Source organism: Leucobacter salsicius M1-8, from assembly GCF_000350525.1.
GTDB classification, from domain to species: domain Bacteria; phylum Actinomycetota; class Actinomycetes; order Actinomycetales; family Microbacteriaceae; genus Leucobacter; species Leucobacter salsicius.
Genome location: NZ_AOCN01000012.1, coordinates 76,771 through 94,213 on the forward strand (window position 1 = coordinate 76,771; position 17,443 = coordinate 94,213).

The 17,443-nt window shown below is 61.3% G+C and carries 12 protein-coding genes; 10 read left to right on the forward strand and 2 right to left on the reverse strand.

Annotated features, from left to right (window positions below):
• Position 1: 1 nt before the first annotated feature.
• Both C795_RS0104340 and C795_RS0104345 read right to left on the reverse strand, forming a co-directional pair.
• A complete protein-coding gene (locus C795_RS0104340; RefSeq protein ID WP_232225429.1) occupies positions 2-1,048 on the reverse strand; it encodes a glycosyltransferase family protein in 1,047 nt (348 codons plus the stop codon).
• Positions 1,049-1,109: 61 nt separating this feature from the next.
• The gene (locus C795_RS0104345) at positions 1,110-2,054 is read right to left on the reverse strand and encodes a glycosyltransferase family 2 protein (RefSeq protein WP_017792536.1); all 945 of its coding nucleotides are present in this window, start codon (positions 2,052-2,054) and stop codon (positions 1,110-1,112) included.
• Positions 2,055-2,268: 214 nt separating this feature from the next.
• Here C795_RS0104345 and C795_RS15190 point away from each other — a divergent pair, with 214 nt between their 5' ends.
• The 10 genes from C795_RS15190 to C795_RS0104395 all read left to right on the forward strand — a co-directional run bounded on the left by C795_RS15190 (position 2,269) and on the right by C795_RS0104395 (position 17,411).
• A complete protein-coding gene (locus C795_RS15190; protein ID WP_017792537.1) occupies positions 2,269-3,228 on the forward strand; it encodes a glycosyltransferase family 2 protein in 960 nt (319 codons plus the stop codon).
• Between the two features lie 131 nt (positions 3,229-3,359).
• Positions 3,360-3,983 carry a hypothetical protein gene (locus C795_RS0104355; RefSeq protein ID WP_232225430.1) on the forward strand — a complete coding sequence of 208 codons (624 nt, stop codon included), beginning with the start codon at positions 3,360-3,362 and terminating at the stop codon, positions 3,981-3,983.
• 17 nt (positions 3,984-4,000) lie between these two features.
• Positions 4,001-8,944, forward strand: coding sequence for a PKD domain-containing protein (locus C795_RS0104360; protein WP_017792539.1), 4,944 nt, complete (start codon positions 4,001-4,003; stop codon positions 8,942-8,944).
• Positions 8,945-9,017: 73 nt separating this feature from the next.
• Positions 9,018-10,346 carry a hypothetical protein gene (locus C795_RS0104365; RefSeq protein ID WP_157486957.1) on the forward strand — a complete coding sequence of 443 codons (1,329 nt, stop codon included), beginning with the start codon at positions 9,018-9,020 and terminating at the stop codon, positions 10,344-10,346.
• Positions 10,343-11,776 carry a polysaccharide biosynthesis tyrosine autokinase gene (locus C795_RS0104370; protein WP_017792541.1) on the forward strand — a complete coding sequence of 478 codons (1,434 nt, stop codon included), beginning with the start codon at positions 10,343-10,345 and terminating at the stop codon, positions 11,774-11,776. Before C795_RS0104365 ends, C795_RS0104370 begins: the two co-directional genes overlap by 4 nt.
• A 2-nt stretch (positions 11,777-11,778) precedes the next feature.
• Positions 11,779-12,846, forward strand: coding sequence for a polysaccharide pyruvyl transferase family protein (locus C795_RS0104375; protein WP_017792542.1), 1,068 nt, complete (start codon positions 11,779-11,781; stop codon positions 12,844-12,846).
• 7 nt (positions 12,847-12,853) lie between these two features.
• The gene (locus C795_RS0104380) at positions 12,854-14,332 is read left to right on the forward strand and encodes a lipopolysaccharide biosynthesis protein (protein WP_017792543.1); all 1,479 of its coding nucleotides are present in this window, start codon (positions 12,854-12,856) and stop codon (positions 14,330-14,332) included.
• 60 nt (positions 14,333-14,392) lie between these two features.
• The gene (locus tag C795_RS0104385; protein ID WP_026139444.1) at positions 14,393-15,604 is read left to right on the forward strand and encodes a Coenzyme F420 hydrogenase/dehydrogenase, beta subunit C-terminal domain; all 1,212 of its coding nucleotides are present in this window, start codon (positions 14,393-14,395) and stop codon (positions 15,602-15,604) included.
• Entirely contained in the window at positions 15,601-16,224 is a 624-nt protein-coding gene (locus C795_RS16500) for an arsenate reductase/protein-tyrosine-phosphatase family protein (RefSeq protein ID WP_017792545.1), read from the forward strand. The genes C795_RS0104385 and C795_RS16500 overlap by 4 nt, the downstream gene beginning before the upstream one ends.
• Positions 16,225-16,241: 17 nt before the next feature.
• Positions 16,242-17,411 carry a DUF1972 domain-containing protein gene (locus tag C795_RS0104395; protein ID WP_017792546.1) on the forward strand — a complete coding sequence of 390 codons (1,170 nt, stop codon included), beginning with the start codon at positions 16,242-16,244 and terminating at the stop codon, positions 17,409-17,411.
• Positions 17,412-17,443: the final 32 nt, after the last annotated feature.

A 17,443-nucleotide genomic window follows, 5' to 3' on the forward strand; every position in this document is an offset into this window, starting at 1 on the left:
GTTATTTCTCCCGCCGCTTGACCTCGACCGCGCGACGAAACGCCTCGACATGCATGCGCCCTGCGTCATCCCATTCACGCCGAGATAGGTCAGGGCGACCCGTCAACTCAGAAACCGAGCGCCAAGCTCTCAGGAGAGTGTCACCGTCAAGTTCACCGTCATACATGATCACCCAGGCCGCACCCACCTCCGCGGCAAGCGCCTCATTGACGTCAGTGCGTGGCACGAGCACCGGACGGTCCAATGACAGTGCGGCCAACACGCTTCCAGAATTATGCATAAAGCGATACGCAAGAACGATGAGATCCGACGACGTCACGACGTCGACCAATTCTGCATCGCTCAGGAAGTCCAAGTGCAATGTCACACCGGGCAAGGTTGCCGTCCGCCGTCGTAGATCATTTGCCAGCTCCTGCGTTGACGGTTTCCCCCCGCCTCGGAGGGTCAGCACCGGATCAAGTTCGACGGCCTGCGCGAAGGCATCAATAAATGATTCCATTCCCTTGTACCGCCGTATCCCGCCAAAGGTGCCCAGCTGACCAGGCTTCTGTATCGCGCGGGGGCATGGAGCGTACCATCCGCGATAGTGCCCATGAAGAATCAGACTGTGTGGGGCGGCTTCGGGGAGAGGAGTAGTCGGGTTGAGAATGATGCGGTAGTTAGTCCGCCGATCGATACGGCGAAGTAGCCAGAGCCGCACGGCATTGTCGTCTGGGAGCTCGATGTTGTGCACGGTGCGCACGACAGCAATCTTGCGGGAGACTGTGTGGCGCACCCAGAGCAGCAACGTCAGCGAGAAGAGGATCGTCGATTTCCACCAGGTAGTGCCATGGAGATTTACTTCCGGCCAATGCCAGTGAAACGCATCATACTTGCCCAGTAGGGCTTGCTTCCAGGAGAAGCGGAGGTGTTCAACTCCTTCAGCTTCAGACAGTGCTTTGTCGAGCATGGTGATGTACGGATTGGTGGTCGGACGAGGAGCACCGAGGGACTGCATCACACGCAGGACGCGTGATGATTCAGGGCGAGTTCTCTGATGCTTCGACACAGGCATTCCCCTTCTTACAGCGGATCATTGCGTCACTCTGCGGAGAGTGCGGCGGCGCCAATCAGCTTCGACTGTATTCTTCGAACTTGATTCCACACGAGGCGGCGATCATGCCTGCCCCCCGACTCAGGAGTCTGCGGCCCCGCGCATTGTGCGGCAGGCTATTTGTGGCGTATCCCCACGCGGTTCGCACGCTTCCAACCATGACGCGCATGAACCCCTGTGTCGCATACCTCGCTCTGAGGCTGACCCGCTGAGACGTTGATGATGCCTCTGCGATATGCAGACGCACTGAGACGTTCCCCAGCGCAAATGAGCGACGCAGGAGGGCGGAACGGGTGATGCGATCCGCATAAATGGGGTCGATCACGACCGAATCCTGGCACCACACGATCGTCCCGCCTCGACGCACCAGCTCTCGGGTGAATGCGCTGTCTTCCCCTCCCGCCAGACCAATCTGGCGGTCAAAGTCGATACCGAGTTCTCGCACTCGTCTCAAATCCAACAGTAGGTTGTTGGTTGCGGCGACATCCATGCGGGCGCCTGCAACCCGCAACGGACGGCGGAAGAATCCTCCTGCCAGCACCCAGGGGTCGACATCGGGTGGGAAATCGGTGATCACCCTCCCCGCTACCGCAGAGGCCCCCGTGTTTTCGCGCATTGCGAGGAGTTCCCGCAGCCAACCCTCCTGCGGTATCTCGTCATCGTCGACAAAAGCAAGCAGCTCGAACTCGGCGGATTCGGCGAGCGCCCTGCTCCGGGCGGCAGCGATGCCTGGCTCGCGTTCGAGCACATACGTGAGATTTTGTGTCTCAACTGCTTGAACGGTGGCCGCGGCTGAACCCGATGGGTCGTTATCGATGACCAGTATGCCGACAGTCGCGAGGTTCGAGACTTCCGCGATGCGTTCGGGCAATGCTTTCAGGAGGGCGGTGAGACGATCAGGTCTGCGAAACGTGGGAATCGCGATCACTACCGAGAGCGGATCGGTGCGAGCATCAGCCATGTCAATCTGCCGCCTGAGGGCAGAGGACGAAAGCCGTACAAACGCGTATCCTCAAGTCATCACCAGTCCTCATTGACGTAGCACTCCATGGGTTCTTACTCGGCTAGCTTTGGGGACAGTATACGGATTCATCGAGTGGGAGGTACCGTGTCTCAACGAAGAACACGATCCGGCAGCCCGACGCTGCACACCTACGAGAGAGCTGAGCGGCACCATGCCTAATATTTCAGATCCACTCGCAAGCCTCGCAATCTTGGTCGTCAATTACGGTTCACACGATGTGGTCGAGGCAAACCTCATCCGCTCACTGAGACACGAGTTTCCCGGTCAGGTTGTGATCGTGGATAACTTCACCACATCTGAGGAACGCCAGTCGATGCGAGATGCGTGTTCGCGTCACGGCTGGACCCTGCTCGCGCTCGACACAAACGAAGGGTTTGGTGGCGGCAACAATCGCGGCGCCGACTTCGCAATCCGTCAAGGAGCGACTGAGCTCTTGATGGTCAACCCCGACGCATGGTTGAGCCTGGAGACAATCCGTCACATGCACGAGCAGGTACGAGAAGATCCGATGCTGCAGCTCGCCCCGGTCGTACTGCGCCCAGACGGGAGTCTGTACTGTGCTGAGGTCGATCTGCATCTGGAAAGCGGAGAAATGCGGGCGACGCGGAGGAGGCCGGCGGATGCAGATCCGGATCAAATACACACGTGGGTCAGCGGCGCGTGCTTCATAATGAGCGTCACCCTCTGGGAACGCCTAGGTGGGTTCGACGAGGAGTACTTCCTCTACTGGGAAGACGTCGACCTGTCGCGCCGGGTGGTGCAGTTGGGCGGCACCGTTCGGGCTGATTCCGAGCTCTCTGCGGTGCACGATGAGGGGACCACCCACCGTGTTTCAGGCGAGAACCGCGCAAAGTCGCCGATCTACTACTTCTACAACTCGCGCAACCGACTGCTGTACGCCGCGAAATTCCTGTCCCGTCCCGACGGCCAACGCTGGATGCGCCACACGCCTCGGGCGTCATACGGCATATTGCTGCAGGGAGGCCGGCGTCAGTTCATGAATCCTCGGCGATCGATCTGGCCCGTGCTTCGCGGGAGCATTGCGGGGATGCGTCTGTGGCGATCCCGCACCAGCACCATTCGGCCAGAGAACCTCAATCCGAAACGCTGACTTTCTGCCTCAGCAGAAATTACTTAAAGTCGCCCACCGACCTTGGGCAAGCCCCCTACAATGCGATATCGGTCATCACCAGAGCAATGGCGCTTAAGGGTGTAGACCGCGAGCACCGAGGGGGCCGTGTCTTGAATAGATTGAGCACGGGCATTGCAGTTCGACACCGTTCGGCCGTCATCTTGTTGGCGGCCACAGCGGTCATCAGTTTGACCGGCTGCATGGCGAGCCCCGACGTGGGAGCCGGCAACGGACCACCAGATTCAAGCGGCGGCGGGAGCAGCACGCCAGCGTCTCAACCAGCTCCCCCAGTAAAGCCTGAGTCGGCGGGCAGCGTCGGCCCGGTTGAACAGCCCGAGCTTCCAGCGGTTGACGGAGAGCTGGATGAAACTATCAAGCTCTCCACCGGCTTCACGGTCGCGCTCGACTCGATTTCAGCAACGACCGTCAAGGCAGAAACCCCGGGAGATGTTGCGGGACCTGCCGTCGAGGTCGTTGTACAGGTCACCAACGTTTCTAAGGAGCCGCAGCGCGTAGATTCCGCTGTGGTCACGCTAGAGACCGACGAAGGTGACCTCGGGATCCCGACAATTGCTGGAGGGGCGTCAGCGCTGAAGGGCGAACTCGCCCCTCAAGAGAGCACCAAAGGGCACTACCTTTTCATGCTCGACCCAGCCGAGGGCCGAGACATCAGTATCAGTGTGAATTACGCAGCAGGAGAACCTGTCGCTAAGTTCACTGGGCGCACGCCCTAAGCGAGTCGGAGAAACTCATGCCATTTGCCGGACGTGGCTTCAAAGCCATCCTTGGTGCAATTACGACCGCGACACTGGTGGCGAGCGCCATTGTCCTGGGATCTGGGACCGCTGCCCTAGCCGCCGATCCAGTTCCTTCACCCCCGCCCTTCCTGCAACGCGACCAGTCGGTCGTGACCGGCGATCCGCTGCCCACCGTACAGATCGACAGCGGATACGTTTGGGCGCAAACAACCATCGGCTCCACTGTGTACGCGGTCGGCCAGTTTGAGAACGCACGCGCAGCACTTGCTGCCCCAGGAACTTCTCTCACGCCACGCACCAACATTCTGGCGTTCGACATCAATTCCGGCGCGCTGCTGCCCTTCGCCCCCACGGTCAACGGATCTATTAAGGCGGTAGCAGCATCTCCTGATGGCAAGCGAATCTACATTGGCGGCTCATTTAATAACGTCAACGGCCAGACGCGTTGGAACATCGCCGCGCTCGACGCACAAACCGGGCAACTCGTTGCCGGTTTTGCCCCCTCCATCGGTGGCAACGGCGTCTATGCACTCGCAGCCGACGCCACTGGCGTCTATGTTGGAGGACTGTTCACCCAGGCAAACGGTACGGCCCGCACGAACCTGGCCGCGTTCGCCACTTCAAACGGTGCGCTACGGACCGATTGGGTGGCCCAGCCCGAACAGCAGGTGGACGCGATGATCATGGACCCCGACGGGCAAAACGTCATCGTCGGCGGCCGTTTCTCCAACGTAAACGGAGACGGCAAATGGCGCGGACTCGTGTCAGTCAATGCCAGCAATGGTCTAGTCAATCAGGCTTGGGAAGGCACCGCAAAGGTCAAGAACGGCTGGGGCACCGGATCAAACAAGGGCAAGGCCGGCATCTTCGCGCTCAATAGGGACGGCAACGCGGTGTATGGTACCGGCTGGGTGTTCGCGGACGCGCAAACCGGCAACCTTGAGGGCGTGTTCTCTCTCAAGCCTTCATCAGGCACGACCCGATGGATCTCAGACTGCCTGGGTGACCACTACGGTGTTTACTCCACAGGAAGTGTGGTGTATTCGACCACTCACTCCCACGCTTGCAGCACCAACGGGCTCTGGCCCGAGCAGCCCACTCGTCAGTATAAGTACGTTCAGGCTATGACTGCGGACGCTCGAGGAACGCTGTCTCGCCAGCCGCACGCTGGGAGCACCTACGTCAATTGGGAAGGCGAAGCCGCCCCGTCAGCATACGCATGGTACCCAGACTTCTTCACGGGCACAGCGTCTGGCCTAGGTCAGGCCGGTTTGTCGATCACTGGAGCGGGCAACGTCATCTCGATCGCCGGCGAATTTCCTGGCGTGAATAATCGTTACTTCCAAGGAATCGTGCGCTTCTCGAGCACCCCGCCAGGCGGCGCAAAGGACGGCCCTCGAACAACCACGGCAGCCTGGGGTGCGCCAACCGCTTCGTCAGTTGTGCCCGGACGTATCAGGCTGTCGATCAATGGCACCTGGGACCGCGACGATCGCGACCTCACCTATGAACTCACACGGTCCGGCACGACCAACCCGGTCGCATCTGTCACACGCTCCAACGGTTGGTGGAACGTACCCACCGTGAGCCTGACTGACACAAACGTAGTGGCCGACCAGAGTTACACCTACCGAATTACCGTAAAAGACGGTGATGGCAATGCCGTTGTGAGTGCCCCAGTTACGGCGACGGCGAGCGCCGGTACCGCAGCCGAGTACACCAGCGCAGTCCTCGACGATGGCGCCAACCTGTACTACCCGCTAGGCAGCAGCACTGTCGACTGGGCCGGAGCAAATCCACCGGTGTTTGGTAGCGGTGCACAGGCCCAGCAGCCGAGCGCTGTGAATGGCTCCAGCACTGGCTTCACGAACTTCACTGGTTCGAGCACGGGCCGCGTCTCGAGTTCCTTTAAGACGGCAACCCCCTCGGATTTCACCGCCGAACTGTGGTTCAAGACCACGACAAACCGTGGTGGCAAGTTGCTGGGATACGGCAACGCGCAAACCGATTCTTCGTCGTCCTACGACCGCCATATCTACATGCGAAATGACGGCCGACTCAACTTTGGCGTGTACCCGGGATCGACCAAGGTCGTGACCACCACGTCACCGCTAAACGACGGCAAGTGGCATCACGTCGCAGCAAGCCTCAGCACTGGCGGAATGAAGCTGTTCGTTGACGGGCAGCTCGCGGCATCTGACCCGACCGTCTCCTATGGAGAGGGCTACAGCGGCTACTGGCGCGTCGGAGGCGACAACCTCAGCAGCTGGCCGAACGCACCGACGTCAAACTGGTTCTCAGGGGCGATCGACGAGGTTGCTGTGTACCCGAGCGCGCTCACCCCATCTCAGATCGCTACACACTATGCAATTGGAACGGGCAGAACCGCCCCAACTGCGAGCTTCACCTCTGCAGCCAATGAGCTAGCCGTCAACTTCAACGGCTCCGGATCCACTGTGTCACCGGGCGGCACCATCGCAAACTACAGCTGGGATTTCGGCGACGGGTCTGCCGTGGCTTCTGGAGCCTCGGCCACCACAACGCACACCTTCCCCGCCACCGGAACCTACACGGTGACACTCACTGTTCGCGATGACCAGGGACTCATCGGATCCGTGTCCAAGGAAGTATCCGTGCTCGGCCCGAACTCGCTCCCAACCGCTTCGTTTACGTCAGCGGCCAACGGCCTGACTGTCTCAACGGACGGCACCGGATCGAGCGACACCGACGGTACCATTTCCTCCTACTCTTGGAACTGGGGAGATGGCAGCGCGGCTGGCTCTGGCTCGCTGGCAACTCACGACTACGCCGCAGCCGGCACCTACGAGGTCAAGCTGACGGTCACCGACGACCGGGGTGGCACGGCAACCACGAGTCGTCAAGTCACAACAACCCACGACGCTCCCGTAGCAACATTTTCTACCTCGGCGGCGGGGCTGACCGTCGACGTTGATGCCAGCGGGTCAACCGCTTCGAACGGCGCAACGCTCACCTACGCTTGGGACTGGGGTGACGGCGCCGCGAGCTCAACGGGTGCGCAAGCTACACACGCATACGCCGCGGATGGCACCTACGACATCACGGTAACCGCGACCGACAGTCTCGGGGCGAGTAGTTCCGTCACCCACACGGTTACCGTGGAGGCAACGGTGTATGCGTTCCTCGATGACTTCGAACGAGTCGTGTCGAGCGGTTGGGGCGCGGCCCCTAACGGTGGCGTGTGGACCACAATGCTCGGTTCAGCCAACGTCGCTTCTGTCAACGGAACACACGGTGTGCTCAACCTTGCACCCGGCAGTACTCGGCAGCTCGCGCAGCAGGGCCTGTCACTGGCTGACACCGAATCAACTCTTGATTACAAGATGGGATACGGCCCTGCTATTGGGACAGGCTATGTGGGGTTGACGCTTCGCCAAACCCCTACAAACGGCTACACAATTCAGGCATGGCACAGGAACAATGGCACGATCTGGCTCGTCGCGCAGCAGGGCGGCACTGTCATCAAATCTCAAGCGATCTCAGGGATGGCTTGGGCGCAGGGCGACGAATTCACGGTCAAGACTGAGGTGTCTGGCTCAAGCCCCACCACCCTTCGCGCCAAGATATGGCCAAAGGGCGGTACAGAGCCACAGACATGGCAGTTGAGCGCCACCGATTCCACCTCAGGGCTGCAGCAGGCAGGCTTTGTCTCGGTCCGCAATAACGTGGGATCCAGCTCGGCTGCAGTCGGCCAAGTCACGTTTGACCGCATCACCATCCGAGATCTGGGCTCAACGGTTCCGGTCGAAAACGTTCCTCCCGTCGCGGCGTTCACACCCGCAGCCACGGGCCTCTCGGTGACCGCTAACGCCACCGCGTCCTCCGACGCTGACGGAACTATCGCCTCGTACGCATGGAACTGGGGTGATGGTTCCCCCAGCAGCTCGGGAGTCTCCGCCACCCACGCCTATGCCGCGGCCGGTACCTACAATGTGTCCCTCACCGTCACCGACAACGATGGGGCCACTCACTCGGTCTCGAAACCAGTTACCGTCACGGCACCCGCAAATAATGTGCCCCCCGTCGCAGCTTTCACTCCTACAACGACTGGCTTGTCAGTAGCGACCGACGCCGCGGCATCCGCTGATCCGGATGGCACGATCGCGAGCTACGCGTGGGACTGGGGTGATGGTTCCCCCGGCAGCACCGGCGCTACAGCTACCCACGCCTACGCCGCAGCGGGCCAGTACACCATTACCTTGGTGATTACAGACAACGCAGGGGCCATGGGCACCACCACTCAGAATGTGACGGTGGATGCCCCACCTCCCGCGGAGTTCCTCCTCCAAGATGACTTTGAGCGCAGCGCAACGTCATCCTGGGGAGCCGCCACCATTGGCGGGCCCTGGACCATCAGCGGTGGTGCAGCCTCGGCCGCTTCGGTCGCAGACGGCAAAGCCCGGTTGAACCTCGCGGCCGGGAGCACCCGGTTCGCGATGCTCCCCCAGGCTTCGTTGCGGGAGTACACGGCGGAGGTTGATTTCTCGACTTCTGCCACTCCCGACAGCGGCGCAACGTATGCCGGCATGGTCGCACGCGATACCGGGGCAGGCACGTACTTGGTACATGCCTGGCTACGCCCCGGCGGGACGGTCTGGCTGATAGCCCAGCAGGGTTCGACGGTGCTGCAGTCATCAACGCTCTCTGGCCTCACCTATGCCGCAGGCGATACCTTTACGCTGAAGCTCGAGGTTTCTGGCACCACCGCAACGCAGATCAACGCGAAGCTTTGGAAGGTGGGGACCCCCGAGCCCGCCAACTGGCAGGTGGCAGTGCAGAATACTGACCCAGCACTCCAGGCCAATGGCACCGTGGGTCTGCGGGCAAGCCGCACCGGCGCCTCGACAACGCCCGCGGTCGTCACCTTTGACCGTTTCCAAGCAAAGGAAATCGGGTGATTCGGCGGCCCCTTGTCGAGTTTCTAGAGCGCGAGCCTTTCCAAAGCACTAGACATCGGCAAGCATAGGAAACGTGACTACCTTGCTCATGGCCTTGGGGGGACTCGCCGCAGCGATCGTTGCATTGCTCGTGCTGCGAGCCGCCCCCCGGGTAGGGGTTGCGTTGTGGCTGGTCGTGCTCTTCTTCGTTCCCGTGTGGATCGGAGTGAGCGTGGGGCCCTTCTGGTCGGCGATCACTGCGATCACGATAGCCATGATCATGACGTGCAGCACATCGATCGTGCTCTCCCCCGCTGACGGCCTCATGGCCGCATTCGCCCTACTCATCGTCGCCCAGTACGCACTGGACCTCACGACACTCTCTGGCGCTGTCATCGCCTTGTCCGAGTGGCTCCTGCCCTATATCTGGGGGCGACTCATATTGACACGCGTGAGCCTCGACTTCCTCATTCGCGCTATTTCAGTGGTCGCCATCGTGGCGGCCGGGCTTGCAATCCTAGAGTCCATCACCGCGACCAATTTCTTTGTCATGATCGCCTGGGGAGATCCCGGCCTCTACAACCTGTGGGCAGAGCTCCAACCGCGTGGCGGGCTGGTACGGGTTGAGGGTGCGTTCGGCCATTCAATTGCCCTGGGTGCTTCTTTGTCCATGTGCGCCGCGTTTGTGCTCGCAACGAAGTGGCGCCTCACCATTCGACTCATCGTGCTGTTGGGGATTGCCGCGGCGATCATGCTGACGTTGAGCCGAATCGGCCTCGTCACCTTTGTAATTACGGTGGCCCTCTCGATCATCGTCCTTCCTGGTTTGACTCGGGCGGCACGAGTGATGATCAGTGCCGCAGCGCTGGCAGCTGCTTTCGTCATCGTGCCATTCGTGAGCGGCGTGTTCTTGGAAGCTGGACAGGAGGCTGACGGCAGCGCAAACTACCGACTCGACTTGCTCTCGTTGGGGCTCGTCATTCGCCCCTTTGGCGCTGCGCCAGACATTACCGGCTTGACCGTCAACGGCGAGTATCTTGGCACGTTTTCCCGTTCGATCGACAACGCGCTCATGGTCGTTGCGATGCGGGTGGGCTGGGTGCCTACGTTGCTACTCATCACGGTATTGGTCATCGCGGTGGGTCGGGTGTTCCTCAAGCGCGGTGCAAACGTTGCGAACATTGCGCTCACCGGGCAACTTCCCGGGCTCTTTGCTGTCGCCTTCATCACTCAGTACTCGGCATTCTTTTGGTTCACCGTTGGGTTGGCCATTGAGCTCGGGCTTGACAACCGCAGGCGCGCAAGGGAAACCACACCAGACAAGACGACTTCATTCACCTCCGAGCCAAGCATGCCCTCCGCTGGTATCCTGGGCCGACTATCGCCCGAAAGGCCTGGCGGGGTGTGGGGAGGTTCGATGTGACTGAAAACACATCAGCATGGACGCTCGGATCTGTCTGGGTCGCGCTCAAAAAACGCTGGTACCTCATCGCCGCTGCGGCAGCACTCGGTGGGATCGCAGGCTTGACGATGTCACTCCTAACGACGCCGGTGTTCCAATCCACGGCCACGCTGTTCATATCTATCAGCCAAGGGTCCACGGGATCGGATCTCAACCAGGGCACCGCCTATGCCCAAAACCAGATGCAGTCCTTTGCCCGGCTCGCGACCTCATCACGCGTACTTGAGCCGGTAATTGAAGAGCTCCATCTCGATATGACGCCAAAGGAGCTGGCGCGCAATGTCGAGGTGATCACTCCAACGAATACAGTGATCCTCAGCATTCAGGCCGCGTCCACGTCTCCCGAACGGGCTGCCGCCGTCGCAAACTCGATTGCAGAGAGCTTGGCTGAGACGGTCAAGGAAGTCTCACCGACCGGCACTGAGGGTGCGCCTTCGATCGCGGCGACCCTCGTTGATACCGCGGTGGTTCCCGAGTACCAAATTTCACCCAACAAGTCTCGAGACACACTACTCGCCGCGGCTGTCGGGTTTCTTCTGGGCGTCGCAGCCGCCCTCATCTATAGTCTGCTCGACACGCGCATTCCGAACGCCGCCGCGCTCCGGGCGGCGGTGCCTCTTCCCGTTCTTGGTTCCATTTCCCGAGTTCGCAACGGCAAGCAGGGCGTGGGCCTTGTCGTCGCACATGATCCGCTGGGGCACATGTCGGAGGAGTTCAGGCGGGTGCGCTCGGCACTCACCTATGCCGGCGTATCAGACCGGCTGCAACGAATCCTCATCACTTCCACTACGGAGAGCGAAGGCAAGTCAACGTTTAGTGCAAACTTCGCCCTCACCCTGGCTGAGCTGCGGAGTCGGGTACTGCTCATTGATGCCGACTTTCGGAAGCCCAGGATCACCGATATTTTCGGGGTTGAGGGTGCAGTTGGGCTGACGTCAGTGCTGCTGGGTGATGCCACGTTCGAACAGGCCAAGATCCAACGTCGCGGGACTTCCCTCGACATCCTGACCGCAGGCACGGTCCCGCCCAACCCTTCTGAGATGCTGACTTCGGATGCGATGCGACGCCTCATTGATGCCGTCGCTCTAGAGTATGACTACGTCATCATAGATTCACCACCCATTTTGAGCGTCGCAGACGCGGGCCTCACTTCCCCCCTCGTCGATGGCGCGCTGCTCGTCGTCGACGCGGGGCGCACCAGGCGATCGCAACTCGCGCAGGCAGTGACCTCGTTCGAGTCCGCTGGTGGGCAAATCATTGGCGTCGTGTTGAACAAGGCGCGGCAGCGGCGAAGCACTGACGGCTACTACATGGAGGGCAGCAAATCAACGCACGCCGCAGCCACGGGCTCTCCAGTGCACCCCAGACGAAAGCCTGGTCGACGCTCATGAGAATGCTGATTGCTTGGGCCGATGATATTTCGCCCAACCTGGGGGTGCGCGCCCTAGGACGCGGGTCAACCGACCTGCTGACGTCCGCCTACCCGCACGCCGAGATTGAGATGATGAACTATGGGTCCCGACCAGCCGCTATCGACTGGTCGCCACGCACCCTGTTGAAAAATCGGTTCTTACCGAGCTCAGGGATGATGGAGTGGCTCGCATCATTCGATGTGTACTGGGACACACGATCGGGCGACAGCTTTGCTGACATCTATGGGTTTGACCGGCACCTCACCATGTCTCTCATCCATGAATTTGCAGCGCAGGCGGGAGTGCAGTGCGTCATGGCGCCGCAAACAATCGGCCCCTTCTCTCGTTGGCCATCAAATCGACTGGCCGCGAGAAACCTCAAACGGTCGAGCCTCGTGTTCGCCCGCGACCCGAAGAGTGCAGACGCTGCTGCCGCACTCGGGCGCCCCGTTGATGCGCTGACCACCGATCTGGTGTTCGCGATTGACCCTCCGGCTCACACAGCACCTCGTGACGTGGTGCTCAACATCTCAGGGCTGCTCTGGCAGCCCAATCCCCACGTGGACTATGAGGAGTACCGCCGTTCTGTTCGGCTTGTGATCGAGGGGTTGCGTTCAGACGGCAGGTCTATCACGCTCTTGCCGCACGTCATCGCTTCCGCCGACCCAGACAGCGACATCGCCGCAGTCGAAACTATTCACGCAGAGTATGACCGCGAGTTCGAACTTTGTACCCCCACGGACCTCGACGACGCACGAAGCATACTCGCTGCCGCACAGGTCGTCATCGGCGCCCGCATGCACGCCTGTCTCAACGCCCTGTCAACAGGAACACCGGCTATCGCTATGGCATACTCTCGGAAGTTTCGGCCTCTTCTTGCTGAGTTGGGGTGGGACGAGGTGGTCGAGATCCGGGATGCTTCAAGCACGAGCAGCGCAGTGCTTGCGGCAGTGCGCTCACCGGGGCTAGCTGAGCGCGCACTTCACGCCCAAGCTACCGGCCGCGCGCACATCGACAGATTGCGACCAGCCATCGAATCGCTCGTGTAGGGCTGGCATGTCGGCGGCTCAGGACCTCGCGCATTCCGCTGCCCGCGGTGCAGTCTTCACGATGGGCGCGCAACTCGCGCGCATCTTGCTACAGCTGCTGTCAGTTGTGGTCCTCGCTCGACTGCTCACACCACACGACTATGGCCTCCTCGCCATCGCGCTCGTCATCGTTGGCATCGGAGAGATTTTTCGCGATTTCGGTCTCACCTCTGCCGCCGTCCAAGCCCCCGTGCTCAGCAACGGCCAGCGTGACAATTTGTTCTGGATCAACTCCTCGCTCGGGGTGTTCCTTGCGATCATCGTTTTCCTCTCGGCCTGGCCCATCACTTGGGTGAGTGGCCAAGATGAGCTCCTCGTCATTGTGCAAGCTCTTTCCCTCGTGTTTGTACTCAACGGTCTCGCCACGCAATATCGCGCACAGCTCATGCGTGCGCTAGGTTTCACCGCGCTCGCCATAGCTGACGTCGTTTCTGCCGCGGTCGCCCTCGTGATCGCTGTGGGGGCGGCTGTTCTCGGGGCGGGCTACTGGGCGCTGGTCTATCAACAGCTCGCCACTGCAGCGATTCTCTTGATCATGCTCGTCTGGTTCGGCCGATGGCGGCCAGGAATGTACTCGAGGCAGCACAAGGTAGGTGAACTCGTCAGGTTCGGATGGCATCTTGTCGCCACAAACCTCATCACCTACGGCGCTGCTCAGGTCGACACTATTCTGGTCGCGGCCAAGTTCGGCACGGCCCCGCTTGGTTTCTACAATCGCGCCTACCAAATCGTGATGACTCCCTTAAACCAGATCCGGTCACCTATTACCAACGTGGCGCTGCCGGTGTTCTCGCGCGCCCAGGAAGACCGTGAACGGTTCAATTCCTTTGTAGTTGCAGGGCAGTTGGCGCTCGGCTACTCCCTGGGTGTGCCGCTCTTGCTGGTGTGCGGCTTGGCCGAACCCGTGGTCGCCATCATGCTCGGCGCGCAGTGGGAAGAAGCGACGCCAGTGCTGAGGTTCTTTGCGATCGCTGGCACGCTCACGACGCTCTCGTTTGTGGGTTACTGGGTGTACGTATCTCGCGGGCTGAGTAAACAGCTCTTGCAGTACTCACTCGTGTCCACAGCGATTCGACTGATCTGCATTGTCGGTGGCTCCTTCTTCGGGGTGGTGGGAATCGCTGCAGGTTTCGCGCTCGCCCCGGCCCTCGCATGGCCGCTATCTATCTTCTGGCTTTCTCGCGTCACTGATCTTCCGGTACGAGCGTTGTATACCGGCGCATCGCGAATCCTCCTTGTCTCTGCAACCGGTGCGCTGGCAGCTTGGGCAGCCTCCGAAGCCGTCGCTTCAGCGGGCGGACCCTGGCTCTCACTTGGCTGCGGGCTTGCGGCAGCGGCGGCGGCCATCGGGCTCTTGTTCGTGGTGCCGCAGCTTCGCCGAGACGCTGCAACGCTGCGCTCAATCGTAAAACTTATGGTTCAGGGTCGCCGGAAGCTACAAGATTGACCGGACCAGGCAGTAGGGTGGCAGCACGGGGATGGCAGGGTCGCACGGGGAAGGAACGCTGTGAGTACCGTCCAGGAGCTAGTAGCGAAGGTGCTGCAGGCTGACGCCTGCTCTGGTTGCGGAGCGTGCACGCTTCTCGACACGGGGCTCTCGATGCGCGTCAACTCAGCAGGATACCTGCGCCCTGCTGCTGTGAGCCCGCCCTCAGAACGAGCTGGTGCAGTGCGCGCATTCAAGCGAGTTTGCCCGGGTCGCGAAGTCGTTGCGCACCGCCCAGCGGGCACCACCAGGCATCCCCTAATGGGTTCCTACGTTGGCATCTGGGAAGCGTGGGCCGTTAATCCAGAGATCCGGCATCGCGGCAGCAGCGGTGGCGTGCTCACCGCGATTCAGAGCTGGCTCCTTACTTCGGGCGCCATAACGCAGGTAGCCACCGCGGCCGCAGACCCGCAGCAACCGGTAAGAACTGTACCGGTGCGGATCGTTTCTCGCGAAGAGGCTCTCGCCGCAGCTGGCTCTCGATACGCTCCGGTGGGTGTTGGCTCGATCGCCTCTCTCGATCCCACCCACGCCATCACCGCCAAGCCTTGTGAGGCCAGCGCCATTCGCGCGCTCTCCGGGGGGCGAATCGGAGAGACGCCGCTTCTCCTTTCTTTTTTCTGCGCGGGCACTCCGAGTCAGCATGCGACGGAGCGTCTCGTGCATGACCTCGGAGGCCCGGCCCCCGAGGAGATCACAGACCTCTGGTACCGCGGGAGGGGGTGGCCTGGCCGCTTCACAGCGGTGTTTGACGGCGGTCAGGTCAGTACCGACTACGACAGCTCATGGGGGCAGGCACTCGGCCCAACGACACAGTGGCGCTGCAAAATTTGTCCCGACGGTATCGGAGAGGCAGCCGACATCGCCGCCGCTGACTCCTGGGACTCCGACGATCGCGGCTATCCAACGTTTGGCGAGCAGGAAGGCCGGAGCGCGCTCATTGCCCGCACCGAGCGCGGCCGCGCGGTTGTGCTCGCCGCTCAGGAGGCCGGCGTCATCGAGCTGCACCCCCTCGAGCCCGAACGGCTTGCCCGGGCACAGCCCCTCCAAACCTCTCGACGCCAGTTCCTTGCGGCGCGGCTCTGGGCCACCCGCCTCGGCGGACGATCGGTGCCCCGCTACCGCGGGTTTGGTCTCACTTGGCTCTCCCTGGCACAGCCGCGCATTGCGTTGCGCACGTTCCGCGGTACGCTCAGGAGACTCCGGGGAACGAAGCAGGGAGGCATCCAATGAGGGGTTCGGTTCTCTTCGTGTGCAGTGCCAACGTCTGCCGTTCGCCACTGATGCAGTACTCATTTCTCGAAGCAGTACCCGAAGCCACAGACTGGGATGTGGCGAGCGCCGGGGTCGCTGCACGAGAGGGTGCGCCCCCGTGCAGCCTCTCACTGAGCCTGCTTCAGGAAGAGGACGTCCACGCCCAGGCCGCGACCCACCGCGCCACTCAACTCGATCGAGACCAGTTGCAGGCTGACTTGGTCATCGTCGCGTCTCGTGCTGAACGGGCTACGATTGCGCAGCACTCACCCGACGTACGATGGCGAGTCTTCACCCTTGCCGAGGCTGTTTACCTCGGTCGATCTGCGGGTCAGCACTACCCCGGGGAGCGAGAGCAACCGGGCACGGTGGCCCAGTACGCGCAGATGCTCGACTCTCAGCGAGGCATGCTCGTTCTCCCCCGCCCACGCAACCAGCGTCGATATCTCAGCGGCTTGGAGCAGCCTCATCCCCTCGACATCTCTGACGGCCACCAGCTTCGGCGCCGTGCACACACACGTACGCTCAGGCGCATACGCACGGAGATCACCGAGTTTTCGTCCCTACTCGCCGGTTTTGTCGCGGCAGTCGAGCAATAGGAACGGATACTGGGCCCATGAATGCTGGCAAGGATCTCACCATCGCGATGGTTGGCACGCGGGGCGTACCAGCAGCCTACGGCGGGTTCGAGACCGCGATCGAAGAAATTGGTCAGCGTCTCGTTCGGCACGGTCACCGGGTGTTGGTTTACGCTCGCGGTGCAGAGCAAAAGGAACGCGAATTCCTCGGCATGGAGCTGATTCATCTTCCCGCCGTGCCGGTGAAGCAGATCGAGACACTGAGTCACACCGGGCTCTCAACCGTGCACGCGTTCACTCGAAAGAAGATCGACGCCGCGTTCGTCTTCAATGCGGCAAACGCTCCATTCTTGCCGCTGCTTCGCGCGCGCAGAATCCCGACGGCACTGCACATGGACGGGCTTGAGTGGCGCAGATCCAAGTGGGGGGCCCGCGGTCGGTCATATTACCGCTGGGCCGAGCAGTTAGGTGTTCGTCGTGCCGATGCCTTGATTTCAGATGCCCCCGGCATCGCCAACTACTATCGTCACCAGTTCGGCGTCGCTACCGAGATGATCCGTTACGGTGCCCCTCTCCTGGATGCGGCCCCCGATCATGGGATCCGCAAGATCGGGCTTGAGCCGAATGGGTATCACTTGGTCGTAGCCCGTTTCGAACCCGAGAATCACGTGATCGAGATCGTGGCGGGTTACTCGGCGAGCAATGCCAAATTGCCGCTCGTGGTTGTGGGGTCGGCGCCGTATAGCGCCCACTACACACAGCAGATTGAAGCCATCGCGCAGGGAGACCCACGAATCCGCCTGTTGGGTGGGGTGTATGACCAGGAACTCCTCGATGCCTTGTACTTCCATGCACGCACCTACCTGCATGGGCACTCCGTTGGTGGTACAAACCCGTCGTTGCTGCGTGCAATGGGTGCTGGCACTGCGGTGATTGCGTTTGATGTCGGGTTCAACCGCGAAACAGCAGGAGGAGGCTGGTTCTTCTCCGACAGCGATGGTGTCTCCAAGTCCATCATTGACGCAGAGGCTTCGCCAGAAGTGGTGCTGGCTACGGCACAGGCTGCTCGCGCCCGCGCCGCAGCTGAGTTCAATTGGGACAAGGTCGCGAGGCAGTACGAGGATCTTGCACATCGCCTCGCCTCCGGTGAGTCCATCCACCAGACTGCACGCCACGCACGCAGGGCCTCCGAGGAGTGGCCGGAGTGACTCCGCAGACCGTACTGGCTGTTCATTCGAGT